General features: G+C 63.3%; 25 protein-coding genes and 1 riboswitch. Of the genes, 14 read left to right on the top strand and 11 right to left on the bottom strand.

The window, feature by feature from the left end; all coding sequences use genetic code 11:
* Positions 1 to 8 precede the first annotated feature (8 nt).
* Together cobT and EOA19_RS20815 are read left to right on the top strand one after the other, a co-directional pair.
* Entirely contained in the window at positions 9 to 1,910 is a 1,902-nt protein-coding gene (cobT, locus tag EOA19_RS20820; RefSeq protein ID WP_013529369.1) for a cobaltochelatase subunit CobT, read from the top strand.
* Positions 1,907 to 2,935: an esterase-like activity of phytase family protein gene (locus EOA19_RS20815; protein WP_128304676.1), complete on the top strand. Its 1,029-nt coding sequence runs from the start codon at positions 1,907 to 1,909 to the stop codon at positions 2,933 to 2,935. Before cobT ends, EOA19_RS20815 begins: the two co-directional genes overlap by 4 nt.
* A gap of 11 nt (positions 2,936 to 2,946) precedes the next feature.
* Here EOA19_RS20815 and EOA19_RS20810 read toward each other — a convergent pair whose 3' ends face one another.
* The 3 genes from EOA19_RS20810 to rpmB all read right to left on the bottom strand — a co-directional run bounded on the left by EOA19_RS20810 (position 2,947) and on the right by rpmB (position 4,837).
* Entirely contained in the window at positions 2,947 to 3,618 is a 672-nt protein-coding gene (locus EOA19_RS20810) for a hypothetical protein (RefSeq protein ID WP_023811076.1), read from the bottom strand.
* A 59-nt stretch (positions 3,619 to 3,677) separates the two neighbouring features.
* The gene (locus tag EOA19_RS20805) at positions 3,678 to 4,358 is read right to left on the bottom strand and encodes a queuosine precursor transporter (protein ID WP_023811077.1); all 681 of its coding nucleotides are present in this window, start codon (positions 4,356 to 4,358) and stop codon (positions 3,678 to 3,680) included.
* A gap of 182 nt (positions 4,359 to 4,540) precedes the next feature.
* Positions 4,541 to 4,837 (bottom strand): 50S ribosomal protein L28, encoded by a 297-nt coding sequence (gene rpmB, locus EOA19_RS20800; RefSeq protein WP_013529373.1) that lies wholly within the window; start codon positions 4,835 to 4,837, stop codon positions 4,541 to 4,543.
* 273 nt (positions 4,838 to 5,110) lie between these two features.
* Here rpmB and EOA19_RS20795 point away from each other — a divergent pair, with 273 nt between their 5' ends.
* From EOA19_RS20795 to EOA19_RS20785, 3 genes are read left to right on the top strand one after another with little or no spacing between them, the layout of a single operon-like run.
* Entirely contained in the window at positions 5,111 to 5,899 is a 789-nt protein-coding gene (locus tag EOA19_RS20795) for a DUF3108 domain-containing protein (RefSeq protein WP_128304675.1), read from the top strand.
* A 34-nt stretch (positions 5,900 to 5,933) separates the two neighbouring features.
* Positions 5,934 to 6,932: an EamA family transporter gene (locus EOA19_RS20790; protein ID WP_128304674.1), complete on the top strand. Its 999-nt coding sequence runs from the start codon at positions 5,934 to 5,936 to the stop codon at positions 6,930 to 6,932.
* Positions 6,929 to 7,603, top strand: a complete 675-nt coding sequence (locus EOA19_RS20785; protein ID WP_128304673.1) for a lysoplasmalogenase — start codon at positions 6,929 to 6,931, stop codon at positions 7,601 to 7,603. Before EOA19_RS20790 ends, EOA19_RS20785 begins: the two co-directional genes overlap by 4 nt.
* A 13-nt stretch (positions 7,604 to 7,616) precedes the next feature.
* Here EOA19_RS20785 and EOA19_RS20780 read toward each other — a convergent pair whose 3' ends face one another.
* Positions 7,617 to 8,057, bottom strand: a complete 441-nt coding sequence (locus EOA19_RS20780; RefSeq protein WP_128304672.1) for a cupin domain-containing protein — start codon at positions 8,055 to 8,057, stop codon at positions 7,617 to 7,619.
* A gap of 19 nt (positions 8,058 to 8,076) precedes the next feature.
* Positions 8,077 to 8,844, bottom strand: a complete 768-nt coding sequence (gloB, locus tag EOA19_RS20775; RefSeq protein WP_128304700.1) for a hydroxyacylglutathione hydrolase — start codon at positions 8,842 to 8,844, stop codon at positions 8,077 to 8,079.
* Between the two features lie 196 nt (positions 8,845 to 9,040).
* On the opposite strand from gloB, the gene EOA19_RS20770 reads away from it, so the two are divergent.
* From EOA19_RS20770 to EOA19_RS20760, 3 genes are all read left to right on the top strand, one after another.
* Positions 9,041 to 9,823 carry a methyltransferase domain-containing protein gene (locus EOA19_RS20770; RefSeq protein WP_023811083.1) on the top strand — a complete coding sequence of 261 codons (783 nt, stop codon included), beginning with the start codon at positions 9,041 to 9,043 and terminating at the stop codon, positions 9,821 to 9,823.
* A 132-nt stretch (positions 9,824 to 9,955) separates the two neighbouring features.
* Positions 9,956 to 11,782 (top strand): ABC transporter ATP-binding protein/permease, encoded by a 1,827-nt coding sequence (locus tag EOA19_RS20765; protein ID WP_128304671.1) that lies wholly within the window; start codon positions 9,956 to 9,958, stop codon positions 11,780 to 11,782.
* Between the two features lie 86 nt (positions 11,783 to 11,868).
* Positions 11,869 to 12,672: a DUF1194 domain-containing protein gene (locus EOA19_RS20760; protein WP_128304670.1), complete on the top strand. Its 804-nt coding sequence runs from the start codon at positions 11,869 to 11,871 to the stop codon at positions 12,670 to 12,672.
* A 70-nt stretch (positions 12,673 to 12,742) separates the two neighbouring features.
* Here EOA19_RS20760 and EOA19_RS20755 read toward each other — a convergent pair whose 3' ends face one another.
* Complete coding sequence (locus tag EOA19_RS20755) at positions 12,743 to 13,678, bottom strand: glycosyltransferase family 2 protein (protein ID WP_128304669.1); 936 nt, start codon at positions 13,676 to 13,678, stop codon at positions 12,743 to 12,745.
* A 15-nt stretch (positions 13,679 to 13,693) separates the two neighbouring features.
* Positions 13,694 to 14,650 carry a glycosyltransferase gene (locus EOA19_RS20750; RefSeq protein ID WP_245486234.1) on the bottom strand — a complete coding sequence of 319 codons (957 nt, stop codon included), beginning with the start codon at positions 14,648 to 14,650 and terminating at the stop codon, positions 13,694 to 13,696.
* Positions 14,651 to 14,977: 327 nt separating this feature from the next.
* Here EOA19_RS20750 and EOA19_RS20745 point away from each other — a divergent pair, with 327 nt between their 5' ends.
* Positions 14,978 to 15,298 (top strand): DUF1330 domain-containing protein, encoded by a 321-nt coding sequence (locus EOA19_RS20745; RefSeq protein ID WP_128304667.1) that lies wholly within the window; start codon positions 14,978 to 14,980, stop codon positions 15,296 to 15,298.
* Between the two features lie 7 nt (positions 15,299 to 15,305).
* Here the strand turns inward: EOA19_RS20745 and metW are convergent, their stop codons facing one another.
* Together metW and EOA19_RS20735 are read right to left on the bottom strand one after the other, a co-directional pair.
* Complete coding sequence (gene metW / locus EOA19_RS20740) at positions 15,306 to 15,923, bottom strand: methionine biosynthesis protein MetW (RefSeq protein WP_128304666.1); 618 nt, start codon at positions 15,921 to 15,923, stop codon at positions 15,306 to 15,308.
* A complete protein-coding gene (locus EOA19_RS20735; protein ID WP_128304665.1) occupies positions 15,920 to 17,089 on the bottom strand; it encodes a homoserine O-acetyltransferase in 1,170 nt (389 codons plus the stop codon). The genes metW and EOA19_RS20735 overlap by 4 nt, the downstream gene beginning before the upstream one ends.
* 114 nt (positions 17,090 to 17,203) lie before the next feature.
* Positions 17,204 to 17,281: riboswitch (SAM riboswitch) on the bottom strand.
* A 136-nt stretch (positions 17,282 to 17,417) separates the two neighbouring features.
* Here EOA19_RS20735 and hisC point away from each other — a divergent pair.
* On the top strand, positions 17,418 to 18,527 hold the full coding sequence (gene hisC / locus EOA19_RS20730) for a histidinol-phosphate transaminase (RefSeq protein ID WP_023811091.1): 1,110 nt from the start codon (positions 17,418 to 17,420) through the stop codon (positions 18,525 to 18,527).
* A gap of 6 nt (positions 18,528 to 18,533) precedes the next feature.
* Positions 18,534 to 19,469 carry a prephenate/arogenate dehydrogenase family protein gene (locus EOA19_RS20725; protein ID WP_023811092.1) on the top strand — a complete coding sequence of 312 codons (936 nt, stop codon included), beginning with the start codon at positions 18,534 to 18,536 and terminating at the stop codon, positions 19,467 to 19,469.
* 7 nt (positions 19,470 to 19,476) lie between these two features.
* Here the strand turns inward: EOA19_RS20725 and EOA19_RS20720 are convergent, their stop codons facing one another.
* A complete protein-coding gene (locus EOA19_RS20720) occupies positions 19,477 to 20,400 on the bottom strand; it encodes a sugar kinase (RefSeq protein WP_023811093.1) in 924 nt (307 codons plus the stop codon).
* Positions 20,401 to 20,407: 7 nt separating this feature from the next.
* Entirely contained in the window at positions 20,408 to 21,406 is a 999-nt protein-coding gene (locus EOA19_RS20715) for a DUF2125 domain-containing protein (RefSeq protein WP_128304664.1), read from the bottom strand.
* 143 nt (positions 21,407 to 21,549) lie between these two features.
* On the opposite strand from EOA19_RS20715, the gene EOA19_RS20710 reads away from it, so the two are divergent.
* From EOA19_RS20710 to EOA19_RS20700, 3 genes are all read left to right on the top strand, one after another.
* A complete protein-coding gene (locus tag EOA19_RS20710) occupies positions 21,550 to 22,071 on the top strand; it encodes a gamma-glutamylcyclotransferase (RefSeq protein ID WP_128304663.1) in 522 nt (173 codons plus the stop codon).
* A gap of 120 nt (positions 22,072 to 22,191) precedes the next feature.
* Entirely contained in the window at positions 22,192 to 23,139 is a 948-nt protein-coding gene (locus EOA19_RS20705) for an aldo/keto reductase (protein ID WP_128304662.1), read from the top strand.
* 90 nt (positions 23,140 to 23,229) lie between these two features.
* The gene (locus EOA19_RS20700; protein WP_128304661.1) at positions 23,230 to 23,856 is read left to right on the top strand and encodes a LysE family translocator; all 627 of its coding nucleotides are present in this window, start codon (positions 23,230 to 23,232) and stop codon (positions 23,854 to 23,856) included.
* Positions 23,857 to 23,874: the final 18 nt, after the last annotated feature.

Below are 23,874 nucleotides of genomic sequence, written 5' to 3'. Positions count from 1 at the left end.
GAGTCTCGATGGCGGGTCCGGGCGACAACACGCGCAACAAGTCGAAGACGGGTTCTGAAGCCGACAGCTTCAAGCGCGCCGTCACCGTCTGCATGCGCGCCATCGCCGGCGACAAGGAGCTGGAGGTCGGCTTCGCCAAGGACCGGCCGGCGCTCGCCGGCAGCCGTGCGCGTCTGCCGGAATTGCCGAAGAAGGCGTCGAAGACCGATATCGCGATCACCCGCGGCCTCGGCGATTCCATGGCGCTGAAGCGCGCCTGCCACGATGTGCGCATCCACACCAAGCTGGCGCCGGAAGGCAAGGCGGCCCGCGCCATCTATGACGCGGTCGAACAGGCCCGCGTCGAGGCGATAGGCTCACGCGCCATGCAGGGCGTCGCCGACAATATCGGCTCGATGCTGGAGGACAAATACGCCAAGGCCAACCTCGTCGACATCAAGGACAAGGCCGACGCGCCGATCGAGGAAGCTCTTGCCCTGATGGTGCGCGAGAAGCTGACCGGCCGCCCGGTCCCGAAAAGCGGCGAGCGGCTGGTCGAACTCTGGCGCCCCTGGGTCGAGGAGAAGGCCAAGGCCGACCTCGACGGATTGTCGGCCAAGCTCGGCGACCAGCAGGCGTTCGCCCGGGTCGTGCGCGAGATGCTCGCCTCCATGGAGATGGCCGAGGAACTCGGCGACGACCAGGAGACGGAAGATTCCGAGGACAATGACGACAACCAGCCGCAAGGCGAGGAGCAGAGCGAGGAGGGCGGCGAAGAGGATTCTGGCTCCGAGCAGTCGCAGTCCGAGGATGCCGAAGCTTCGGCCGATGACGAACAGTCGGCCGAGACCGAAGCCTCCGACGCCACCGCGGACGACCTGTCCGACGATGACGACGCCGATGCCGAAACGCCCGGCGAGGCGCGCCGCAACGACAATCCCTTCACCAATCTGCCGAAGGAAATCGACTACAAAGTCTTCACCACGGCTTTCGACGAGACGGTCGGGGCCGAGGAGCTGTGCGAAGAAGAAGAGCTCGACCGGCTGCGCGCCTTCCTCGACAAGCAGCTGGCCAATCTGTCCGGCGTCGTCGGGCGGTTGGCCAACCGGCTGCAGCGTCGCCTGATGGCACAACAGAACCGCTCCTGGGATTTCGACCTTGAAGAGGGTTACCTCGACCCGGCAAGGCTGGTGCGGGTCGTCATCGACCCGATGCAGCCGCTGTCGTTCAAGCAGGAGCGCGACACCAAATTTCGCGACACGGTGGTGACGCTGGTGCTCGACAATTCCGGCTCGATGCGCGGCCGGCCGATCACGGTCGCGGCAACCTGCGCCGACATATTGGCCCGCACGCTGGAGCGTTGCGGCGTCTCGGTCGAGATCCTCGGTTTCACCACGCGGGCCTGGAAGGGCGGGCAGGCGCGCGAGAAATGGCTGAAGGACGGCAAGCCGCCGAATCCTGGCCGGCTCAACGATCTGCGCCACATCATCTACAAGTCCGCCGACCATCCGTGGCGGCGGGCACGGCGCAATCTCGGCCTGATGATGCGCGAAGGCCTGCTCAAGGAAAATATCGACGGCGAGGCGCTGCTGTGGGCGCACAACCGGCTGATCGCCCGGCCCGAGCAGCGCAAGATCCTGATGATGATCTCGGACGGGGCGCCGGTCGACGATTCGACGCTGTCGGTCAATCCGGGCAATTATCTCGAGCGCCATCTGCGCGCCGTCATCGAGCTGATCGAGACGCGTTCGCCGGTGGAACTGCTGGCCATCGGCATCGGCCACGACGTCACGCGCTACTACCGCCGGGCTGTCACCATCGTCGATGCCGAGGAACTGGCCGGCGCCATGACCGAGCAGTTGGCTTCGCTGTTCGCCGAGGAAAGCGCGAAGGATACGCGACGCGGCGGTGGTATGCGGCGCGCCGGATGATTTCCAGGCGCGGCGGCTTTCAGCAGACGCTTTTCGCCGCCGTCGCCCTGCTTTCCGGCGTGGCTTCGGCGGCAGCCGGTTCGGCCGACTCTAGTTCTGTCGAACCGGTCGAAATCTCGGCCCGCCCGATCACCGAATTCCACATTGGCCGTGCCGGCAAGCAGTTCGGCCCGTTCGAATTCGTCGGCGGGCTGGAGATGACCTCGCCGACACGCGATTTCGGCGCGCTGTCGGCCTTCCGCTTCCTGAAAGCCGGCGGTGACTTCATCGGCGTTGCCGACACCGGCTTCTGGTTCTTCGGCACGGTGGTCCGCGACGCGGAAAAGCGACCCTCCGGCATCCAGAATTTCCGCATGCAGCAGATGGTCGACCAGACCGGCCAGCCGATCGACAGGAAATGGGAGGTCGATGCGGAAGGTCTCGCGGTCAAGGACGGCATCGCCACCGTCGGCTTCGAGCGCAGCCACCGCGTCGCCCAGTTCAAGATCGACTCCAACGACATGAAGGCACCCTTCAAGCCGCTGGATTTCGCCGTTCCGGCCCGCGAGCTGCGTCAGAATCGCGGCTTCGAGACCGTCACCCACGCCAATGCCAACGGCCAGCATGAGGGCGGCCTTGTCGTGGTCTCCGAGAAGAGCCTGGACAAGGCCGGCAACATCTATGCCGCCATCATCGAAGGACCGCACAAGGGCATCTTCACCGTCAAACGCAATGGCGATTTCGACATCACCGACGGGGCCTTCCTGCTGGATGGCGATCTGTTGCTTCTGGAGCGCAGTTTCTCGATGGCCAGCGGCGTCAAGATGCGGCTGCGGCGCATCTATGGCGAAAGCGTCGAGAAGGGCGCGGTCGCCGACGGGCCGGTGCTGCTGGAGGCCGATATGGGCTACCAGATTGACAATATGGAAGGGCTCGACGTCTGGACCCGCGGCGACGGCGCGCTGATGGTGTCGCTGATCTCCGACGACAACCACTCGATCCTGCAGCGCAACCTCTATCTGGAATTCATTCTCCACCAGGATTGAGCCCGCCGGCTTTACGTCCTGGTGGCGATCCAGATGACATGGCGCGCGCCGCGCTTACCGTTGGCGCGCGTACTGACCTCTTCGACCCCGAAGCCTGCCTGCTTCAGGCGCCGCGTGAAGCCGCCGTCCGGGCCTTGCGACCACACCGCCAGCACGCCGCCCGGCTTGAGGGCGCTGCGCGCAGCGCCCAGGCCCTGCAGGCTGTAAAGCGCATCGTTGGATTTGCGGACGATGCCTTCCGGGCCGTTGTCGACATCGAGCAGGATGGCGTCCCAGGCCGCCGGCCGCAACCGGATCAGCTGCCCGACATCGGCTTCCTGGATTGTGACGCGAGGATCGTCGAGACAGCCGCCAAAGATTTCGGCCATCGGACCGCGCGCCCAGGCGACGACGGCCGGCACCAGTTCGGCGACGACGATTCCGGCATCATTGGCCAATTCTGTGAGTGCGGCGCGCAAGGTAAAACCCATGCCAAGCCCACCGATCAGGATTGTGGGCCGGCTCTGGCCGGCAATCCGCTCGCAGGACAGTTTTGCCAGCGCTTCCTCGGAACCGCTGAGGCGGCTATTCATCAGTTCGTTGGTGCCCAGCATGATCGAGAATTCGGTGCCGCGCCGCTTGAGGCGCAGTTCTTGTCCGCCGTCGGGAGTCTTCGCCGAATCGAGCTGGACCCACGGGATCATGATCTTTGTCCGACCATGATCTTTTCCGAAAACCGGGTCCCACTTTTCGGGATCATGGCTTAAGCCGCAACCGCCGGCTGGCTCCAGCGGGCGGCGAGCAGACGGTAGGGGATCAACGCCACGACGGCGATGATCAGTTTCACCGAGAGATCACCAAGCGCCCAGGAAATCCAGCGCATCGCCTCGACATGGAAGACGCCCATCAAAGGTGCGCTTTCCAACGCAAAGCCGTCGTTTGGTCCGGCGAAGGCAAAGGCAGCCGAGAACGCGACGGTGAAGAACACGGCGGTGTCGAACACCGACCCGACCAGCGTGCCGATGATCGGCGCGCGCCACCAGCTCTGCTGGCGCAGCCGGTTGAACACGGTGACATCGAGCAGTTGCGCGCTGAGGAACGCCGCTCCGGACGCGGCCGCGATACGCACCAGCCGGTCGGCGGCGGTCTCGAATTCGATCAGGCCATGGCGGAACAGGAAGGGCGGTACAAGGATCGAGCAGATCACCGCCGTCATGAAGCCGACAAAGACGATCCGGCGCGCCACAGTGGGTCCGTAGCGGCGGTTGGCGAGGTCGGTGACCAGGAACGAGAAAGGATAGGTGAAGGCGCCCCAGGTCAGCACGTCGGCCAGCGAGAGGCCGCCGATCTGGCCCTGCATCGGGAATTGCACGAGAATGTTCGATGCCACGACGACGAGCGCCATGGCGGCCACGAATGGCAAATACCGTGAGAAGGAAGTCATTTTTTTATCCTGGGTAATGGAACCAGCCAAGCACCATGCCCATGCGGGCGATGCTTGCCTTCGTATGTGGGCACCGGATTGCCAAAACCTTGCGGCTTCGATCCGATGCTCAGGCCAACAAGTGTTGGCCAGAGGCCAACAAGAGGTTGGCCAGGGCGGTCGTCCCCCGCCTTTGAACTGTTTTAAGCGGCAGCCTGTTCGGCGGTCTTCTTGGCGATCTGCTTTTTCAGCAAACGGGCGCGCTGCGACAATTCCTTGACGTCTGCCTTGGCCAGGAAGGCGTCGAGGCCGCCGCGATGTTCGACCGAACGCAGCGCGTTGGCCGAAATGCGCAGGCGCACGTTCTGGTTCAGCGCTTCCGAAATCAGCGTCACATTGACGAGGTTCGGCAGGAAGCGACGCTTGGTCTTGTTGTTGGCGTGGCTCACATTGTTGCCGGACATGACTGCCTTGGCAGTGAGTTCGCAGGTGCGGGACATGGTTCTAACCTTCAGTTCTCGGGGTCTGCCAAACACTCAAGTCCACGCCGGGTGGCGCGCGGTTCTGGTCAGGCGGCCTTATGGAAAAAGTTGGCGTTCCATAGTTGCATTTCGCCGAGGCGTCAAGCTCCGGCTTGCCCAGCCCCTGCATTGCCCACGGCGCGCCCGGCATTTTCATATTAAGGCCGGAATTCATCCTATAAGCGGTTCCATAGGGACATGCCAGACCGGAGTTGCCCGCCTCCGGCCGAAAATCAAGGACCCGATCCCGCCATGCTTCGTTCGCCACATGCCCTTGTTGCCATGCTTGCCATAGCTTTGCCGTCCGCCGCGTCTGCTGCCTCGCCGCAGTCGTTCAAGGGCGAGTACACGGTGTCGTTTCTTGGTCTTTCGATAGCGAAATCAACGTTTTCCAGCCGCTATGAGAACGGCGCCTACGCGATCCAAGGCAGTGTCACCGCGGCCGGTCTCGCCAAGCTGTTCGACGACACGCGCGGCACGATCTCGTCCAAAGGCACGATTGCGGGCAAAAAGATGGTGCCGCAGGCATTCCGCGCCGACTACACCTCCGGCAAGAAGGCATCGGTGGTCGATATCCGCTTTGCCAATGGCAGGGTCACTTCGACGAAGGTCGTACCGGCACCAGGCAAACGCGACCCCAAGAACTGGGTATCGCTCGGTGCCGGCGACCTGGCATCGGTGCTCGATCCTATGGCCGCCACCGTCATTCATGCCGACAGTCTCGACCAGGTCTGCGGCCGCACGGTGAAGTTCTATGACGGCGAGATGCGTGCCGACCTGACGTTGACCTACGCGTCGAAAGGCACGATCTCGGTCCCGGGCTACAAGGGCGACACCGTCACCTGCCAGATGGGCTTCGAGCCGGTGGCGGGTTATCGCAAGGGCCGCAAGGCGCTCAACTATCTCAAGAACAAAAGCCGCATGATGGTGACGTTTGCACCGCTCGGCCAAACCGGCGTATATGCGCCGATCCGTGCCACGGTTGGCACGCAGATCGGCACCTTGACCATCAGCGCCGGGCGTTTCGAAGCCGTACAATAGCCAGGCGCGGAATTGGCGCGCCACTGGAGACAGAATGGGGCGCGCAACACTGATCGGCTTTTCGGCGGTCGCCATGTGGGCGTTGCTCGCACTGCTCACCGATGCGTCGGGCCAGGTGCCGCCGTTCTTGCTATCGGCGATCACCTTCTCGATCGGCACCGGCGTCGGGCTGGTTGCGCGGCTGTTCATGCCGGCACCCGACAAGAGCCAGAAGATACCGCCGCAGGTGTGGCTGATCGGCATTGCCGGCCTGTTCGGCTATCACTTTTTCTATTTCACCGCGCTGCGCAATGCGCCGGCGGTGGAGGCGAGCCTGATCGCCTATCTGTGGCCGCTGCTGATCGTGCTCGGCTCGGCGCTGATGCCGGGCGAAAAACTGGCCTGGAACCATGTCGTCGGTGCGCTGCTCGGCCTTGCCGGCACCGTGCTGATCGTCACCAAGGGCGGTGGGCTGGCCTTCGACGCCCGCTATTCCTTCGGCTATGCCATGGCTGCCGTCTGCGCCGTCCTGTGGTCGGCCTACTCGTTGTTGTCGCGGCGTTTCCCGTCGGTGCCGACCAGCATCGTCACCTGGTTCTGCGCGGCGACCGCGGTGCTGTCGCTCGCCTGCCACCTGGCGCTGGAACAGACGATTCTGCCTGACGGTGTCGGCCAGTGGCTGGCCGTGCTCGGCCTTGGCCTGATGCCGGTGGGTGCCGCCTTCTATGCCTGGGACATCGGCGTCAAGCGCGGCAACATCCAGGTGCTGGGTGCTGCAAGCTATGCGGCGCCGCTGTTGTCGACGCTGGTGCTGATCGCGCCCGGCGTCGCCGAGCCGTCGCTGCGCATCCTCGCCGCCTGCGTGCTCATCACCGGCGGCGCGGTGCTCGCCGCAAAATCCCTGTTCCTGCGCAAGCCGGCTGCGGTCGAGAGCGGAGCCGAGGCATCCGAAAGCGGAGCCGGGGCATCCGAAGACGGAGCCCGGGCATCCGAAGACGGAGCCCGGGCATCCGAAGACGGAGCCCGGGCATCCGAAGGCGGAGCCAAGGCATGACGATGCCGTTTGCGGGCGGCATCGACGCCAATGCCAATGCGACACTGATTTTTTCGCTGGCGGCGGCGGTCATCTACGCCTTCACGCTTGGCATGCCGCCGACGCTCGCCCGCTCGGCGGCAAAGACGCTTGCCGTAGCGATGCTTGCCGTTCTGGCGGGGCTGCAAGGCGGCCCGCTGCTGCTGGTCGCCGCGCTCGCACTCAGCGCCGTTGGCGACGCCTTCCTGTCACGCGACGGCGAAAAGGCCTTTCTCGGCGGGCTGGCCAGTTTTCTTGTCGCTCACATCGTCTATGTCGCGCTGTTCCTGCGCAGCGGTGGCGGGTTGGGAGTGCTTGGCGCCGAGCCGTGGCGCGGAGCGATCGCGCTCGCCATGGCGGTGTTCGTGGTCATCGTGCTGGCGGCGCTGTGGCGTCGTGTCGGTCCCAGCCTGCGTATCCCGATCACCGTCTATATCGCCGCGATCCTGGCAATGGGCATCTCGGCGCTGACAACAAGCAATATGTGGGTGATCGGTGGCGCCGTGCTGTTCATGGCATCGGACGGGCTGCTCGCCACGGAGAAATTCCTGGTCGCCGCCATCTCGCCCCACCGCGCCTGGATGCGCTTCGCCGTCTGGGCGCTGTACTACGCCGCCCAGCTCGCGACCACGCTAGGCTTCCTGCTAAATTAGGGTTCTTGCCAAGTTAGGATTGTCCAGGCTGCCAGCCGGGTGCCGCCAGTTCAAAGGCCGCAAACTCGAAGCCCGGCGCGACGGTGCAGCCGACCAGCGTCCATTCGCCCAGGCTGCGCGCCGATTGCCACCAGCCTGCGGGCACGACGATCTGCGGCCGCTCACCGGCTGCGAGATCGATACCGAGGACTTGTTCTATGACCTGATCAACCTTCGGGCTGCCTTCTTCCCACATCGACAGCGCCAGCGGGGCGCCGGCATGGAAATGCCAGACCTCGGCGGCATCCTTGACCCGGTGCCAGGCCGAAACCTGATGCTCCTCAAGCAGGAAATAGATGGCAGTCGAATGGCCGCGCGCGCCGCCGGTGCCATCGCGAAAGGTCTCGGCATACCAGCCGCCTTCCGGATGCGGCTTCAGCCCGAGCGTCGCGATAATTTCTGCGGAGCTGGTCATGGCGACGATACCACCGGGCCTAGAAATTGTCCTTGCGCTTGCGGATTTCGGCAAAGACCTCGGCGTCCGAAGCTTTCTCCAGCCCCAGATGCTTGCGGATCGCCGGATCGTGCCAGCGCAGGAAGGGATTGGTCGACAGCTCCTCGCCGATCGTCGTCGGCAGCGTCGGCTTATTGTCGGCGCGCAGCTTTTCGATCTTGGCGGCGCGTTCCTTCAATGCCGAATTCGTCGGGTCGACGGTCAGCGCGAAACGGGCGTTGGCGAGCGTGTATTCATGACCGCAATAAATAATCGTTTCGGCCGGAAGCGCGGCCAGCTTCTTCAGCGAATCGTACATCACCGGCGGCTTGCATTCGAACAGCCGTCCGCAACCCAGCGCAAACAGCGTGTCGGCGGTGAACGCCACACCCGAAGCCGGCAAATAGTAGGAAACGTGGCCGGCGGTGTGGCCGGGCGTGGCGATGACTTCGATCTTTTCATCGCCAAGATGGAGGACCGAGCCGTCTTCGACGGTTTCGTCGATGCCGGGGATATTGGCCTTTTCCGCTTCCGGGCCGACGATGCGCAGCTTGAAGCGCTCCTTCAACGCAAGATTGGCCTCGACGTGATCCATGTGATGATGCGTGGTCAGGATCATCGTCGGCGTCCAGCCGGTGCGCTTTATCGCGGCCAGGATAGGCGCTTCCTCGGGCGCGTCGATGATCGCGGTCTGGCCGCTTTTGGGATCATGCACCAGCACGCCGAAATTGTCGCTGCGGCACATGAACTGTTCGATTTCGACCGGCATCGCATCTCTCCGTTTATGGCCGCAGACATAGGGCGCCGGCGCGTGGATGTCATCCTGGATGTTGAAGACATGCTGGATGTTGAGCAACATTCCGGGACGTTGAACAACATCCCGCAATGTCTAGTGACATTCCCGGAATGGCAGGTCGTCGCGGCCTGTTGTTGAAACCCGCCGATATCGCGGCTACATCCCTGCCATGCATTCCGACATCGTCGATCTTCGCTCCTTCTATTCGACAACACTCGGCCGTTTCGCCGAGCGTTCGATCACCATGGCGTTGTCGTCGATATGGGCGGTCGTGCCCAACGAGCGGCTGGTTGGTCTGGGCTACACCTTGCCGTGGCTGGAGAGGTTCGGCTGCGACGCCGAGCGGGTCTTCGCCTTCATGCCGGCGACGCAGGGCGCGGTGGTGTGGCCGGCGACAGGGCCAACGGCGACGGCACTGGTCTTCGACGAGGAACTGCCGCTGGTCGATTCCTGCATCGACCGCATGCTGCTCGTCCATTCGCTCGAACATGTCGAGAACCCACGTGAGACGCTGAACGAGATCTGGCGCGTGCTGTCGCCGGCTGGCCGGGTCGTCATCGTCGTGCCCAACCGGCGCGGTGTCTGGGCGCGCTTCGAGCACACCCCATTCGGCAATGGCCGGCCCTTTTCGCGCGGCCAGCTCACCGAATTGCTGCGCGAGGCGAATTTTACGCCCGCCGCCTGGTCCGATGCGCTGTTCTTTCCGCCGTCGAGGCGCCGTTTCATGATGCGCTTCCACAATGTGCTGGAGCGCGCCGGCCGGCGGCTGTGGCCGATCTTTTCCGGCGTCATCGTCGTCGAGGCGCAGAAACGGCTCTATCAAGGCGTGCCCGTCGTCCAGCGCGCCTCGCGCCGCGTCTTCGTGCCGGTGCTGTCGCCGCATGGCGCCACCCGGCTTGGCCGTCACAAAGCCGGTGCCGAGCCCTCGGCTGCGCGGGTGACGGCTTCGTGATCACGGCAAGCGTGCCTGACGTCGTTTCCCTGCCTATCTGTCGCAAGCGGACCGACAGCCCATCCGGCAGCCCATACGAACGCCTGTCAAGTTTCTCCATCCGGTTTCAGCACTGACGCAAGGACCTCGGCCATGGCTGATCAACCGGACAATGCCGCCGCCGTTCAGCCGGTTGCCGTGGCGGTCGAAGCCAGCAGCCTGCGCGATCAGGTGATGACGATCCGGCGGGCGCTGGCGGGATCGCCGGTTCGCAAATGGTTGCAGTGGACATCGGTCGGCATCATGGCCGTGATCATCGCAACGTCGATCGGCCAGGTTCTGCTCAACCGCTGGAACCAGCCTTTCTACGATGCGCTTGCGCGCCGCGACATGGCGGCCTTCCTGCACCAGCTCCTCGTCTTCGCGATGATCGCCGGCGGGCTGCTGGTGCTCAATATCGGCCAGACCTGGCTCAACCAGATGATCAGGCTCAAACTGCGCGAGGCGCTGACGCTGGATCTGATCGATCAGTGGATGCGGCCGGCGCGCGCCTTCCGGTTGGCCAATGCCGGCGCCATCGGCGTCAATCCCGACCAGCGCATGCAGCAGGACGCCGCGCATCTGTCCGACCTGTCAACCGATCTCGGCGTCGGCCTGCTGCAGTCGTGCATCCTGCTCGTGTCCTTCGTCGGGGTGCTGTGGGAGCTGTCCTCGGGCTTCGTGTTCCACATCGGCGGGACCTCGCTGGCCATACCGGGCTACATGGTCTGGGCCGCCATCCTTTACGCCGGCATCGCCTCCTGGCTGAGCTGGCTGGTCGGGCGCCCGCTCATCCGCCTGAACAGCGACCGCTATACACGCGAAGCCGAGCTGCGCTCCTCGATGGTGCGCGTCAACGAGAATGTCGATGCCATTGCGTTGTATCATGGCGAGGCCGACGCCAGGCGGCGGCTCGAACTCGATCTCGGCACGGTGCTGGGCGCCATGCGGCGCATCTACACCGCCCAGATCAACCTGTCCTGGGTGACCGACACCTATGGCTGGATCACCGTCGTGGCGCCCATACTGGTCGCTTCGCCGGTCTATTTCTCAGGTGATATCAGCTTTGGCGGGCTGATGATGGCGGTCGGCGCCTTCAACCAGGTCCACTCCTCCTTGCGCTGGTTCATCAACAACATCGGCAGTATCGCCGATTGGCGCGCCACGCTGATGCGCGTGGCCGATTTCCGCATCGCGCTCGATGAAACCGATGCGCTGCATGACACCGAAAAGCGCATCGCCTTCGGCCAAAACGTCAATGGCAGCCTGACTTTCGAGAAGCTCGAAGTGGCCTCGCCGGAGGGTTGCACCAGACTCGCCGACCCGCATGTCGAAATCCGCCCCGGCGAGCGCGTCATGATCACCGGAGACCCCGGTGCGGGCAAGACGCTGTTCTTTCGTGCCATTGCCGGCCTGTGGCCATGGGGAAGCGGCCGGATCGGCCTGCCGGCGGGAGAAACCCCCATATTCGTGCCGCGCGTGCCTTATTTTCCGGTCGGCACGTTGCGCGAAGTCCTCGATCACCCGAACGGGTCCGCGCCGGCGAACGATGCCGACATCTCGGCGGTGCTGGCCGAGGTCGGTCTAGGACGGCTATCCTCATCGCTCGACCGCGCCGGGCGTTGGGACCATGAGTTGGGCGATGACGAACAACGCTCGCTGGCCTTCGCCAGGCTCGCCTTGCGGCAGCCGAAATGGGTGATCATCGATGAGGCGCTGGATGCGTTCGACGGCCCATCGCTAAGACGCGTGCTGTCGATGCTCGAGAAGCGTTTGCCGAGGACAGCAATCCTCAACATCGGGCGCGGCCAGCACAACAACCACTTCTTCCCGCGCGCGTTGACGATCGTCAAGGATTCCGGTGCGCCAGCCCTGAAGCCCGCCCGCGTCAGGGCCGGCGCGATCGAACCGCCGCCAGCCGCCGCTCGTCGCAAGAAATGAGCTGATTTCCGGGCGAGGGAAGCAGAGCTTTATTTTGCCCCGATCGCGAGGGAAGCTCCTCGGGAGAAACAATCTTGGCGACGGCCATGCTTGATGCTCTGCGCCTGCTTGCCTGTCTTGCCTGCGCCCAGGCTGCCCCGGCCGCCTCGCCGCCGGATGCGCTCGCCGTCGACGTCGAGCTGGTGCTGGCGGTCGATATCTCGCTGTCGATGGACGAGAAGGAGTTCGCCCTGCAGCGGGCCGGTTATGTCGAGGCGCTGCGGCATCCCGACTTCATCAAGGCTGTCCGCGCCGGCGCCAAGGGCCGCATAGCGCTGACCTATTTCGAATGGGCCGGCACGGTGCGCGACGACGCGGTCATCAGCTGGCAGATTATCGATAGTGCCGACAGCGCGAACAGCTTTGCCGACAAGGTCGCGGCTCGTCCGTTCCGCAGCTTTCGCGGCACTTCGATTTCCGGCGCGCTGGCCTTCGGCACCGAGCTTTTCGACCGCACGTCTTTCCAGGGCGAACGCAGCGTCATCGACATTTCGGGCGACGGACCGAACAATATCGGGCCGCCGGTCACCGCGACGCGTGATGCGGCGACTGGCAAAGGCATCGTCGTCAATGGCCTGCCGATCCTGATCAGCCCGTCGCCCACCTTCAGCCATCTCGACCAGTATTATGCGCAGTGCGTGATCGGCGGACCCGGTTCCTTCGTGCTGCCTATCTATGCCGCCGCCGAGTTTTCGACAGCCATCCGGCGCAAGCTGCTCCTGGAAGTGAGCGGCATTCAGGACGAGGTGAGAAGCATCCCCGTCGACGCGGCGACGCCGATAGACTGCCTGCAAGGCGAACGGGACAGGCGGTTTCTATCGGATCCGTATTTTCCCGAACTTGACCGTTGAACTCTCGACAGAGGGGTTAACGCGATCCGGAGGAAAAACCGTTCCACAATTTCCCGGAATCCCTCTCGGTTTAAGCGGGCCGGGCACCAAATTGATTGCGAAACTCGTTGGAGAGATCGCGGCGCCAGCGCCGGCCATGGACATAGCCTTGCATCAATTCCGGCAGCGAATAGCCAAGCGTTTTGGATGAACGGTTGGCCATGTAGCCCTGAAATGCCTCCGGTATCCTGCCTCGCAGGATGTCGGCGATGAGCTGCCGCGAGATCATGTAAGGCGGAATGTGCGGGTAGGCATGGGCAATATGCGGATGTTTGCCCATCAGGTTCGCATAGGCCTCGACATAGCCGTCACGGCGGCCGGAAATCGAGTTCTCCGAATTGTATTTCGTCCAGTCCAGATCCCTGGACAACTGCGCACCGAAGCGCCGGGCAAGGCGCAGCAGCAATTCGCGATCCTGCATGCGGGTGATGTCGCTGTCGTAGCCGCCGATGGCCAGCAAGGCTTCGCGGCGAGCGGTGATCGCGGAGCCGGCAATGAAGATGGTCTGCCCAACCAGCGTCCGCTCCAGCATTGCGGGGCTCACGAACGCCTCGGGGTTGACGCAGTTTGTGATGCGATTGCCTTTCAGGGACACGAACGAACTGATCAGCACTTGCAGTGCAGGATTCTCATCGAACCAGGTCAGGGTTCGTTCAAGCCGGTGCGGCATGTAGATATCGTCGGAATCGAGGAACGTCACCAACGGTGCCCGCGCGCGCTCGATGCCGGCATTCCTGGCTGCGTTGGCGCCTCGCCATTTCGCCCCGACATAGATCAGCCGCGGGTCCTGGATACGGGCCAGCGCCGCTTCGGTTCCATCGGTCGAACCATCGTCGACGACAATGTGCTCAAGCCTCGACATGCTCTGGGAGAGTACGCTTTCCACGGCGCGCAACACCGTTTCGCGTCGGTTGTGGGTCGGCGTAATGACCGTGATGAGAGGTGTTGGTTCGATGGTTTTGACCATTTTGACCATAGTGCTTCAGCTATGTCCCACGTAGAGGGGCACGTTTTCAACCTCGTCCCGAACCAGCCCAAGGGCCATGGCCGCTTGTGCACAAAAAACCAGCGCGCAAAAGGCCAATCCGACGATCAGTGCAAACGGGATCTGCCATGCCGGCATTCCGAGCCGAGTTGCATGCGTCAGAATACGCCCGCCCACTTTCCAGGACGTCGAAAACCAACGTCTTGTCGCCTTCAGCACTCGCGCGGCTTGGGATGGCGATGCCAGTGCCACATATTTCCGGTCCGCATCGCGCCCGGTGACCAGGGCACGCCAAAAGAAAAAGCGCCAACCGCGCGGAGGATAATGGCTGGCCCGGGCATCGACTCTGACAAAATCATGCCCGCTTGCTCGTAACTGGCTGGTGAGCAACGTGCAAGAAACCTTGAATCCATTGCTGGCCGGAAAGGGATGGCCGGCTAACCAGCTTCTGCGGAAGGCGCAATTGTTGGCGTTCATCGCGCGCTTGGAGGCAAAGCGCCGATCACCATCACGCAGCGGGAAGAACCACAGAAGCGCAAAGGTCCGCGACGCGAAATCGTCACAGCCGAGATAGGTGTAACCGTTCACGGCGATTGTCTTCGGGTCCTGGAATGGTTTGAGAAGTGCCGAGAGCCAGCCGTCTTCGATCACTGTATCGGAATCGCAGAAAATGACGATGTCGCCCTTGGCCAGCGCGGCGCCTGCGTTCTTGACCTCATAGTACCGGCCGCCCGTGCAGGCGCTGAAGACCGCATTTGCTACCATGCCAAGTTGCGGAACAATTTCGGTGAGACGATGCCGCAGAAGCGGTGTGTCGGTATCTGGTCCGCTGTGAACGACGATGACCTCCGGTTTTAGGTATTGACCGGTTGTCGTCACGGCTTCTATTTCCCGTGCCAAAGCACTCAACGAAACGCCGATCTCATCTTCATTGATGGACTTGGCGTTTTCCATTTCGACAACGATCGAATAGGTCAGGTTCCCCGCTCCGTGCTTCGCTCGGCATCGCGTCCGGCATGACACTACGAAAAACATATTCCCGTGTCATCATCTGGTTGCAGAGTTCAATCCGTCCGCAACCACGAATTCGCAACCTTGCGTCTCAACGGCAACACCCTGAGGGCCGGAGACTGGAAACGGCCTCAGGATCGCGCAGGCCGATTCGTCACGATCGCGTCCATGTCATTCTTATTACTTTTGGAGTAATCGAATTCCGTCACGACCCTTGGCAATCTGTGCCTGTGGAGCCGGCAATCGGCTTCGATTGAAAGGGAGTGCACTTTGACCGCTTACGCCGTTGCCCATATGCGCCAAGCCACGATGGGCCCGCAGATCGTCGAATACCTGCACAAGATCGATGCCACGCTGGAACCTTTCGGCGGCCGTTTTCTGGTCCATGGCGGCGATGTCGAGGTGATCGAGAACAACTGGCCGGGCCATCTGATCATCATCGAATTTCCCGACAGGCAGCATGTGCATGGCTGGTACAATTCGTCCGCCTACCAGGCGATATTGGCGCTGCGCACGGACAATTCGGAGGCCGATGTGGTGTTTGCTGACGGCGTCGAACATCCGCACAAGGCCACGGACATCCTCGAATAGCTTGCGGCTACTGCCGTTTCAGCAAGAACACTGCCTGCTGGCCGAAGAAGTTCCAGAACCACCACGGCATCGACAGGCCGATCTTCTGGCCGTTGGCGTCGAGAGCGGTTGCCTTCTCGACGGTCGCGCCGAGCTCGTCGCACAGATTGACGAAGTCGCGGATGGTGCAGAAGTGGATGTTGGGCGTGTCGTACCAGGAGTAGGGCAGATCCTTGGTCACTGGCATGCGGCCGTTGACGAACAGTGACAGACGCACACGCCAATGGCCGAAATTGGGGAAGGAGACGATGGCGCGATTGCCGATCCTGAGCAGTTCGTCGAGCACCAGCTTCGGGTTGCGGGTGGCCTGCAGCGTCTGCGAGAGGACGACGAAGTCAAAGCCCTTGTCGGGATAGAATTCGAGATCCTTGTCGGCATCGCCTTGGATGACCGAGAGGCCGCGCGCCACGCATTCGTTGACGCCGCGCTGCGACAGCTCGAGCCCACGGCCGTCGACCTGCTTGCTGTCCTGCAGCAATTCGAGCAGCGAGCCGTCGCCCGAGCCGACATCGAGCACGCGCGACTGTGGTGGGATGAGGTTGGCGACGACTTCAAGGTCGACGCGCTGGTCGAAATTGACGTTCATGATGAGAGCCCTCTTGCTCGTGCCGCCGAGCCGATGAAGCCGTTAATGGCGGCAAACAGTTCCGGCTCGTCGAGCAGGAATGCGTCGTGGCCGCGGTCGGTTTCGATCTCGACGAAGGATACCGATGCGCCGGCGGCGTTGAGCGCATGCACGATCGAGCGGCTCTCCTCGGTCGGAAACAGCCAGTCCGAGGTGAAAGACACCAGGCAGAAGCGGGTTTTCGTTCCGGCGAAGGCATCGGCCAACCGGCCGCCATGGTCGGCGGCAAGGTCGAAATAGTCCATCGACCGCGTCATGTAGAGGTAGGAATTGGCGTCGAAGCGATCGACGAAGGTCATGCCCTGGTGGCGCAGATAGCTTTCGATCTGGAAGTCGGCGTCGAAGCCGAAGGTCAGCGCCTCGCGATCCTGCAGATTGCGGCCGAACTTGCGGTGCAGGGCGGCTTCCGACAGGTAAGTGATGTGGGCGGCCATGCGCGCCACCGCCAGGCCTTTTTCCGGGCGTTTGCCGTGCTCGAAATATTTGCCGCCATGCCAGTCCGGATCGGCCATGACAGCCTGGCGGCCAACCTCATGAAAGGCGATGTTCTGCGAGGAATGGCGCGCGCCGGTGGCGATCGGCAGCGCCGAGAAGACGCGCTCCGGATAGCTCGATGCCCATTCCAGCACCTGCATGCCGCCCATAGAGCCGCCGAGCACGCAGAACAGCTTTTCGATGCCGAAATGGTCAATCAGCATCTGCTGCGCCCGCACCATGTCGCGGATGGTGATAATGGGCAGGTCAAGCCCATAGGGCTTGTCGGTGGCGGGATTGGTCGAGGCCGGACCGGTGGACCCAAGGCAACCACCGATGACGTTGGAGCAGATGACGAAGAAGCGATTGGTGTCGATGATCTTGCCGGGGCCGATCAACACTTCCCACCAGCCAGGCTTGCCGGTCACCGGATTGGTGCTGGCGACGTGCTGGTCTCCGGTCAGTGCATGGCAGACGAGGATGGCGTTGGAGCGGGCATCGTTCAGCGTGCCGTAGGTCTGGTAGGCGATCTGGAACGGTGACAGCAGCGTGCCGGCGTCCAGCTTGAGCGGCTTGTCGGATCCAAAACGCAAAACCGGGCTCGACGGTTGGTCGACCTCGTTGTTGGTTTTGCGGGCACGCAGAACGGCCATGACATCCATCTCACACTTTGAGCCCACGCATCGCGCTTGTCGAAAGTCGATGCCGATCCGGGTGTCCGGCCGGCGCGGACAACAAAAAACCGGCATTGCGGTTGCAAAGCCGGTTACAGGATGCAAACGGCCCTTTAGCAAGTTGTTTAACGTGGCTGCAAGCCGACCGGCCAAATCACCACGGAAGTCCGCTCCCCTTCTAGGGCTGTGGCGCGCCGGCGTCAACGGCCAGCCTTGGGCGGTGGCTGTCGCCTCTCGACATTGCAGGCCACGGCTTGTATTTCCGCTGCGGCTTCCCTCAGGAAGCGTTCTCGACGGATTTTGCGACATGAGCCAGACACCGGACCAGGCACGTCCAACCCCGCGCGCGGGCATCATGGACATAGACGCCTATGTGCCGGGCAAGAGCACGGCGCCCGCGGGCGTCGCCAAGGTTCACAAGCTGTCCTCGAACGAGAATCCGCTAGGGCCCTCGCCGAAAGCGATCGAAGCCGCGCGCGAGATTGCCGGAAAGCTCGACGTCTATCCAGATGGCACCGCCAGGCGGCTGCGCGAAGCGATCGCCGAGGTGCATGGTCTCAACCCGCAGAACATCATTTGCTCCAACGGCTCCGACGAGATCCTCGGCCTGCTGGCGCAGACTTATCTGGCGCCCGGCGACGAGGCTGTCATCACCGAACACGCCTTCATGGTCTACAAGATCTACATCCAGTCGGCAGGTGCCGTTCCGGTGACGATCAAGGAAAGAGACGAGCGCGCCGATATCGACGCCATCCTCGCAGCCGTCACGCCGCGCACCAAGATCGTGTTCCTGGCCAATCCCAACAATCCGACCGGCACCTATGTGCCTTTCCAGGAGGTGCGCCGCCTGCATGCCGGCCTGCCCAGGCACGTGCTTCTGGTGCTAGACGCGGCCTATGCCGAATATGTCCGCCGCAACGACTATGAGGCCGGCATCGAGCTGGTCGGTGCTGCCCAGAACGTGGTGATGACCCGCACCTTCTCCAAGATCGGCCTCGGCGGAGCGCGGATCGGCTGGATGTATGCGCCGATGCATATCGTCGACGCCATCAACCGCGTGCGGGGTCCCTTCAACGTCAATGCGACGGCGATCGAGGCCGGTATCGCAGCCATCCGCGACCGCGCCCATGTCGAGCGCAGCGTGGCGCACAACGAGACCTGGCTGGCCTGGCTGAGCGAGGAATTCACAAAGCTCGGGCTGCGGGTAACGCCGAGCGTCGGCAATTTCGTCCTCGTTCATTTTCCTGACGATCAGAAGCATTCGGCGGCGGCGGCGGACGACTATCTGACGGCGCGCGGCTATATATTGCGGCGCGTTTCGGGCTATGGCTTTCCCAACGCGTTGCGCATGACCGTCGGCACCGAAGAAGCCAATCGCGGCGTTGTCGCCGCTCTCACGACATTTCTGAAAAGCTAGAACGCCATGACATCACCGATGTTTGAAAAGATCGCGCTGGTCGGCATCGGCCTGATCGGCTCGTCGCTGGCCCGCGTCATCCGCCGCGAGGGGCTGGCCCGTCACGTGGCCATATCAACGCGCAGTGCGGCGACGCTGGCGCGAGCCGAGGAACTCGGGCTCGGCGATAGCTATACCACCGATGCGAAAGAGGCGGTCCGCGATGCCGACCTAGTCGTCATTTCGGTGCCGGTCGGCTCATCCGGCGCGGTTGCCGAGGAAATCGCGCCGGCGCTGAAGAAGGGCGCGATCCTCACCGATGTCGGCTCGACCAAGGCGTCTGTCATCGCGCAGATGCAGCCTTATGTCCCTGAAGGCGTCCATTTCATTCCCGGCCACCCGCTGGCGGGCACGGAAAAATCCGGCCCCGACGCCGGCTTCGCCGACCTGTTCGACAATCGCTGGTGCATCTTCACGCCGCTGCCCGATACCGACGCGGACGCGCTGGAGCGGCTGTCGGAGTTCTGGCGCCGCTGCGGCGCCAACATCGATACCATGGACCCGCAGCATCACGACATGACGCTGGCCATCGTCTCGCACCTGCCGCACATCATCGCCTACAACATCGTCGGCACCGCCGACGATCTGCAGTCGGTGACCAAGTCCGAAGTGATCAAATATTCGGCTTCCGGCTTCCGCGACTTCACGCGTCTTGCCGCTTCCGATCCGACCATGTGGCGGGATGTGTGCCTGCACAACAAGGACGCCATCCTCGAAATGCTGGCGCGGTTCTCGGAAGATCTGGCGTCCCTGCAACGCGCGATCCGCTGGGGGGACGGCGAAAAACTCTTCGACCTGTTCACCCGCACCCGCGCTGTGCGCCGCTCGATCATCGAGGCCGGCCAGGACATCGACGTGCCCGATTTCGGTCGCCAGGCCGTCGAGCATCCCGCGAAGGGCTAAGTCAGTTTCAGGCTGGCCAGGTCTGCGCAACCATGGCCAGCGTCTCGGCCCGGTTCGGCGCACCAAGCCTGCCGCCGAAGCGCAGGCATTTGAGCGCGGCGGCCGCACTGGCAAAGCGCAAAGCCTGCTCGACCGGCATGGCTTCCGCCAGCCCGACGGCGAAGGCGCCGTGAAAGACATCGCCGGCGGCCAATGTGTCGATCGCCTTGATCTTCGGTGCCGCGACATGGCGCACGCAGCCTGCGCGACGGTCGTGCCACCAACTGCCCGCCGCGCCGCCTGTCACTGCGACAAAAGCGTCGGTGCGGCTGGCGAGATCGGCGCAAGCCGTTTCTGGATCGAGCGCCTGGCCGCAGACAATGCGCGCCGCCGTTTCCGAAGCGACGATGTGCGTGGCGAGCGGCAACAGCTGTTCCAGGATCTGCAACGGTGCGGTATCGGCATCGAGGATTGCCGGCCGGCCGAGGGCGCGCGCCGCTCTCAGGGCAAGGGCTGCCGCACCTGGCCAGCGGACATCGACCAGTACGGCGTCGAATGCCGTGAGGTCGGCGACCGGCAAGGCTTCGGGATCGGCCTGGGCAAGCCCGTCATAGAACGGCACGATGATGCGCTCGCCATACGCGTCGACCAGGATCGAGGCCAGCGCCGAGCGGGCGCCTCTGACGCGGCGCACAAAGGTGCAATCGACGCCTTCGGCCTCGATGCCGGCGATGAGCTGGTCGGCGACGGCATCGTCACCCGCGCTCGCCCACAGCGATACCTCGGCCCCCAGGCGATGCGCGGCGCAGGCAGCACTCGTGGCCATGCCCGAGGCGATCTGGACGCCGTCGGAGGCAATGAACTTGCCTTGATGCACGGGCAGCGTCTCGACGCGCAGGATGGTGTCCAGCGTCAAAGCGCCAACGCTCAGCAGCTTCACGGGTCTTGCCATCGCAGCGCTATTCCACCGGCTTGATCTTGCCCAGCGGAATGAAGCCGAGCGAGGCCTTGCCCCTGACCACCTTCAGCGGCATCGACGGTTCGTTGCCGAGCACCGCCAGGGCAGCAAAGCCCTGCTCGATCTGGCTTTTCTGCTCGGGTATGGCGGCGCCGAGAATGGCCGCCACCGCCTTCGGGTCCTTCAGCCTGATCATCAGATCGGCGTTGATCAGGCCCTCGGCATCGACCGAGAGCGGTCCCGAAACGGTGACGCGCGCCGTCCCCGACGACAGGTCGAGGTTGCGGATTTCGATCGCCTGGCCACGAAGGCTCTTCACCTGCGTGCCGATCAACGCGACACCGTTCTTCAGCGTGACGTCGCCACTGGCATCGAGCGCCGGAAGCACGCGCCCGCCAATTGCGTCGGGGTCGATCTCGAGATCGCCGAAACTGCCGAGATAGTCGATATCCTCACCGTTGGGCTGCAACTGACCCGATGCCTTGCCGGCGCTGAACAGTTGCACCGGATCGGTGTCGTCGGCCGGGTCGGTCTGGCCGGAAAGGCCCTCTGCCTCCAGCGAAATCCGCTGCGGCAGCGGCCACCACAATTTGAAATTGGCCTGCAGATTGTCCCATTCAATCCACAGCGGCACCATGTCCGGAACGGAGGTCCTGAGCGGGCCGCGCAGATTGGCAACCGGCGACAGAGGCTGGATGATCTGGGCGGCTGCGTTGAAACTGCCGGCTGAAGCCGCAATGTTCTTGGCATCGTCCTCATAGGCGAGGTTGTCGCAGGAGACGGTAAAGCTCAAGGGATAGCCGCTGACCTGGAGATTGCCGCAGCCGGCCTCGACGCCATTCTTGTTGAGCGTGGCAACCGCCTTGTCGGCTTCGCTCCTGACGCGGTCAGCCAGATAGAACCAGCCGCCGCTGTAGAGGGCGAACAGCACGACGATGAATGCTGCAAGCCAGACCACACGGCGACGTTTGTTCGGCTGGCGTTCGTCACTTGACGTCATGCTTTGGCTCTCGTTAACGCATGGGTGTTGCGGACGGGTAGGCGATTCCGCCAGGTAGACAGACGAATAGTTAGACAGAGACGGGCGGAAAAAACACCGGTCCCAGCACGGTGTTGGTATCTTTTGCAATCAGGCGCGGCGATATGGGCGATTTTTGGGTGTTTGGCTATGGTTCGCTGATCTGGCGGCCGGGTTTCGCGCATGTCGAAACACAGCGTGCCCGCCTGCATGGCTACCGGCGCTCGCTCTGCGTCTATTCCTTCGTGCATCGCGGAACGCGCGAGCGGCCGGGGCTGGTGCTCGGCCTCGACCGCGGCGGGTCCTGCGTCGGCCTCGCATTCCGCGTCCCCGGCGACTTGCGCGACGAGGTCATGGCCTATCTTCGCGAGCGCGAACTGGTCACCAATGTCTATCTGGAGCGCATGCTCAAGATTCGCCTCGACGGGGGCGGTACGGTCGACGCGGTGGTCTACATTGTCGACCGCCACCACGAGCAATATGCCGGAGCGCTCGACGCGGCGGATGCGGCGGCCGTGGTGCGCGGCTCGGTCGGCCAGTCCGGCAACAACGAGGACTATGTGCTGAGCACGCTTGAGCATCTCGAGGCGTTGGGCATAAGCGACCACTGGCTGGAGGATGTCGCCAGGCAGGTCGCGCCTTTGTGAAGCTGGCTCTGCGGAAAAAGGCGGCCAGGCCTTTGACCTCGTTCAGGCAAGACCTAGGTTAGGCTCCGACCCTCAGCCCGCGGGCGCCATTTGCCCGCCCAATCATCCCGGAGATCCGCCTTGCAGAAACGTCGTCTCGGTCGCACCGACCTGTCCATCGCGCCGCTGGTTCTGGGCGGCAACGTCTTCGGCTGGACCGCCGACGAGAAAACCTCGTTCGACCTGCTCGACCGCTTCGTCGGCGCCGGCCTCAACGCCATCGATACGGCGGATGCCTATTCGCGCTGGGTTCCCGGCCACAAAGGCGGTGAATCGGAAAACATCATCGGCAAATGGATGAAAGACCGTGGCAATCGCGACAAAGTCGTGGTGATCACCAAGGTCGGTTCGGATATGGGGCAGGGGCACAAGGACCTGTCCGCCGCATACATCGAAAAGGCCGTCGATGCATCGCTGAAGCGGCTGCAGACCGAGTTTATCGATCTCTATCTGTCGCATTGGCCGGACCCTGCAACGCCCTATGAAGAAACGCTTGGCGCCTACGAGAAGCTGCTCGCCAAGGGCAAAATCCGCTATGCCGGCTGTTCGAATCTCGACGCCGGCCAGTTGCGTGCCGCACTCGATGTGGCGAGCTTGCGCAGCCTGCCGCGCTACGAGGTGCTGCAGCCGGAATACAATCTTTACGATCGCTCGTCCTTCGACGGGCCGTTGCGCGATCTATGCGTGGCCGAGGACATCGGCGTCATCACCTATTTCAGCCTGGCCAAGGGTTTCCTCAGCGGCAAATACCGCAGCGAGGCCGATCTCGGTCAAAGCCCGCGTGGCGGCGGGGTGAAGGACTATCTCAATGCGCGCGGCATGCGCATCCTTGCGGCACTCGACGCGGTTTCATCAAGGCATTCGGCCAAGCAGGCGGAAGTGGCGCTTGCCTGGGTTATCGCTCGGCCGGGCGTCACCGCGCCGATCGCCAGCGCCACCAAGCCTGAACAGATGGACAGCCTGATCAGGGCAGCGTCGCTGAAACTGACCGCCGACGACATGGCCGAACTCGACAGAGCGAGCGGCTGAAGCTCAGTCGCGACGCCTCGCACGAACGTCCAAGACGCCCCTCTGGTCCTGCCATACCGTCTCTTCGCGCAAGGCAGGACAGAGGATAAAATGGCTGAGCCGCTTCTTTCGCAGCCGGATTTTTGGGGACAACTTCTCGCGCTGATGCTTGCCGCCCTGGTGATCATGGGCAGCCCGGGACCGGCGACGATAAGCGTTACCGCCGTTGGCGCTGCCTTCGGTTTGCGCCGCTCGCTGGGTTATGCCTGGGGAATCATACTGGGCACGATCGCCGTGCTTCTGGTTGTCGCGACCGGGGTCGTGGCGGTGCTCACCGCGATGCCGAGGCTGGCGCCGTTGCTGGCTTTCGCTTCCGCGGCCTACATCCTCTATCTCGCCTTCAAGATCGCCACGGCGCCGCCCATGGCAGCACGCGGCGCCGAGGCTTCGTGTCCAACATGGCTGGCTGGATTCCTTCTCGCGGTCGCCAATCCAAAGGCCTATGTGGCGATCGCCGCCGTGTTCGCCGGTGCTTCGTCCAAACAGGGCGCCACTGAGCTTGGTCCATGGCTGAAGCTGACGGCTCTCGCCCTGATGATCGTTGCCATCCATGCTCTGTGGCTTGTCGTGGGAGCATCGTTCGCGCGCTTCCTGCGCCGGCCGGCGGCCTCGCGGATCATCAATCTGGTCTTTGCCGCGACGCTGGTGTTGACCACCACGCCGGCCGTGTTCGGTTGAGAACTGTCGGCCGGAGAC

It is taken from the genome of Mesorhizobium sp. M7A.F.Ca.US.010.02.1.1 (genome assembly GCF_004023085.1).
Classification (GTDB): Bacteria; Pseudomonadota; Alphaproteobacteria; order Rhizobiales; family Rhizobiaceae; genus Mesorhizobium.
The sequence above is the reverse complement of the archived record's forward strand: the minus strand, read 5'-3'. Positions and strand labels throughout refer to the sequence as shown.

Excerpts from the sequence above, each read along its gene's own strand:
- EOA19_RS20720 (WP_023811093.1), bottom strand. The coding sequence starts at position 20,400 with ATGGCAAGACCCGTGAAGCTGCTGAGCGTTGGCGCTTTGACGCTGGAC.
- EOA19_RS20780 (WP_128304672.1), bottom strand. The coding sequence starts at position 8,057 with ATGACCAGCTCCGCAGAAATTATCGCGACGCTCGGGCTGAAGCCGCAT.
- EOA19_RS20815 (WP_128304676.1), top strand. The coding sequence starts at position 1,907 with ATGATTTCCAGGCGCGGCGGCTTTCAGCAGACGCTTTTCGCCGCCGTC.
- EOA19_RS20750 (WP_245486234.1), bottom strand. The coding sequence starts at position 14,650 with ATGGAAAACGCCAAGTCCATCAATGAAGATGAGATCGGCGTTTCGTTG.
- cobT (WP_013529369.1), top strand. The coding sequence starts at position 9 with ATGGCGGGTCCGGGCGACAACACGCGCAACAAGTCGAAGACGGGTTCT.
- EOA19_RS20785 (WP_128304673.1), top strand. The coding sequence starts at position 6,929 with ATGACGATGCCGTTTGCGGGCGGCATCGACGCCAATGCCAATGCGACA.
- EOA19_RS20770 (WP_023811083.1), top strand. The coding sequence starts at position 9,041 with ATGCATTCCGACATCGTCGATCTTCGCTCCTTCTATTCGACAACACTC.
- EOA19_RS20725 (WP_023811092.1), top strand. The coding sequence starts at position 18,534 with ATGACATCACCGATGTTTGAAAAGATCGCGCTGGTCGGCATCGGCCTG.
- rpmB (WP_013529373.1), bottom strand. The coding sequence starts at position 4,837 with ATGTCCCGCACCTGCGAACTCACTGCCAAGGCAGTCATGTCCGGCAAC.
- EOA19_RS20765 (WP_128304671.1), top strand. The coding sequence starts at position 9,956 with ATGGCTGATCAACCGGACAATGCCGCCGCCGTTCAGCCGGTTGCCGTG.
- EOA19_RS20755 (WP_128304669.1), bottom strand. The coding sequence starts at position 13,678 with ATGGTCAAAACCATCGAACCAACACCTCTCATCACGGTCATTACGCCG.
- EOA19_RS20700 (WP_128304661.1), top strand. The coding sequence starts at position 23,230 with ATGGCTGAGCCGCTTCTTTCGCAGCCGGATTTTTGGGGACAACTTCTC.
- hisC (WP_023811091.1), top strand. The coding sequence starts at position 17,418 with ATGAGCCAGACACCGGACCAGGCACGTCCAACCCCGCGCGCGGGCATC.
- EOA19_RS20735 (WP_128304665.1), bottom strand. The coding sequence starts at position 17,089 with ATGGCCGTTCTGCGTGCCCGCAAAACCAACAACGAGGTCGACCAACCG.
- EOA19_RS20760 (WP_128304670.1), top strand. The coding sequence starts at position 11,869 with ATGCTTGATGCTCTGCGCCTGCTTGCCTGTCTTGCCTGCGCCCAGGCT.
- metW (WP_128304666.1), bottom strand. The coding sequence starts at position 15,923 with ATGAACGTCAATTTCGACCAGCGCGTCGACCTTGAAGTCGTCGCCAAC.
- gloB (WP_128304700.1), bottom strand. The coding sequence starts at position 8,844 with ATGCCGGTCGAAATCGAACAGTTCATGTGCCGCAGCGACAATTTCGGC.
- EOA19_RS20710 (WP_128304663.1), top strand. The coding sequence starts at position 21,550 with ATGGGCGATTTTTGGGTGTTTGGCTATGGTTCGCTGATCTGGCGGCCG.
- EOA19_RS20715 (WP_128304664.1), bottom strand. The coding sequence starts at position 21,406 with ATGACGTCAAGTGACGAACGCCAGCCGAACAAACGTCGCCGTGTGGTC.
- EOA19_RS20805 (WP_023811077.1), bottom strand. The coding sequence starts at position 4,358 with ATGACTTCCTTCTCACGGTATTTGCCATTCGTGGCCGCCATGGCGCTC.
- EOA19_RS20790 (WP_128304674.1), top strand. The coding sequence starts at position 5,934 with ATGGGGCGCGCAACACTGATCGGCTTTTCGGCGGTCGCCATGTGGGCG.
- EOA19_RS20795 (WP_128304675.1), top strand. The coding sequence starts at position 5,111 with ATGCTTCGTTCGCCACATGCCCTTGTTGCCATGCTTGCCATAGCTTTG.
- EOA19_RS20810 (WP_023811076.1), bottom strand. The coding sequence starts at position 3,618 with ATGATCCCGTGGGTCCAGCTCGATTCGGCGAAGACTCCCGACGGCGGA.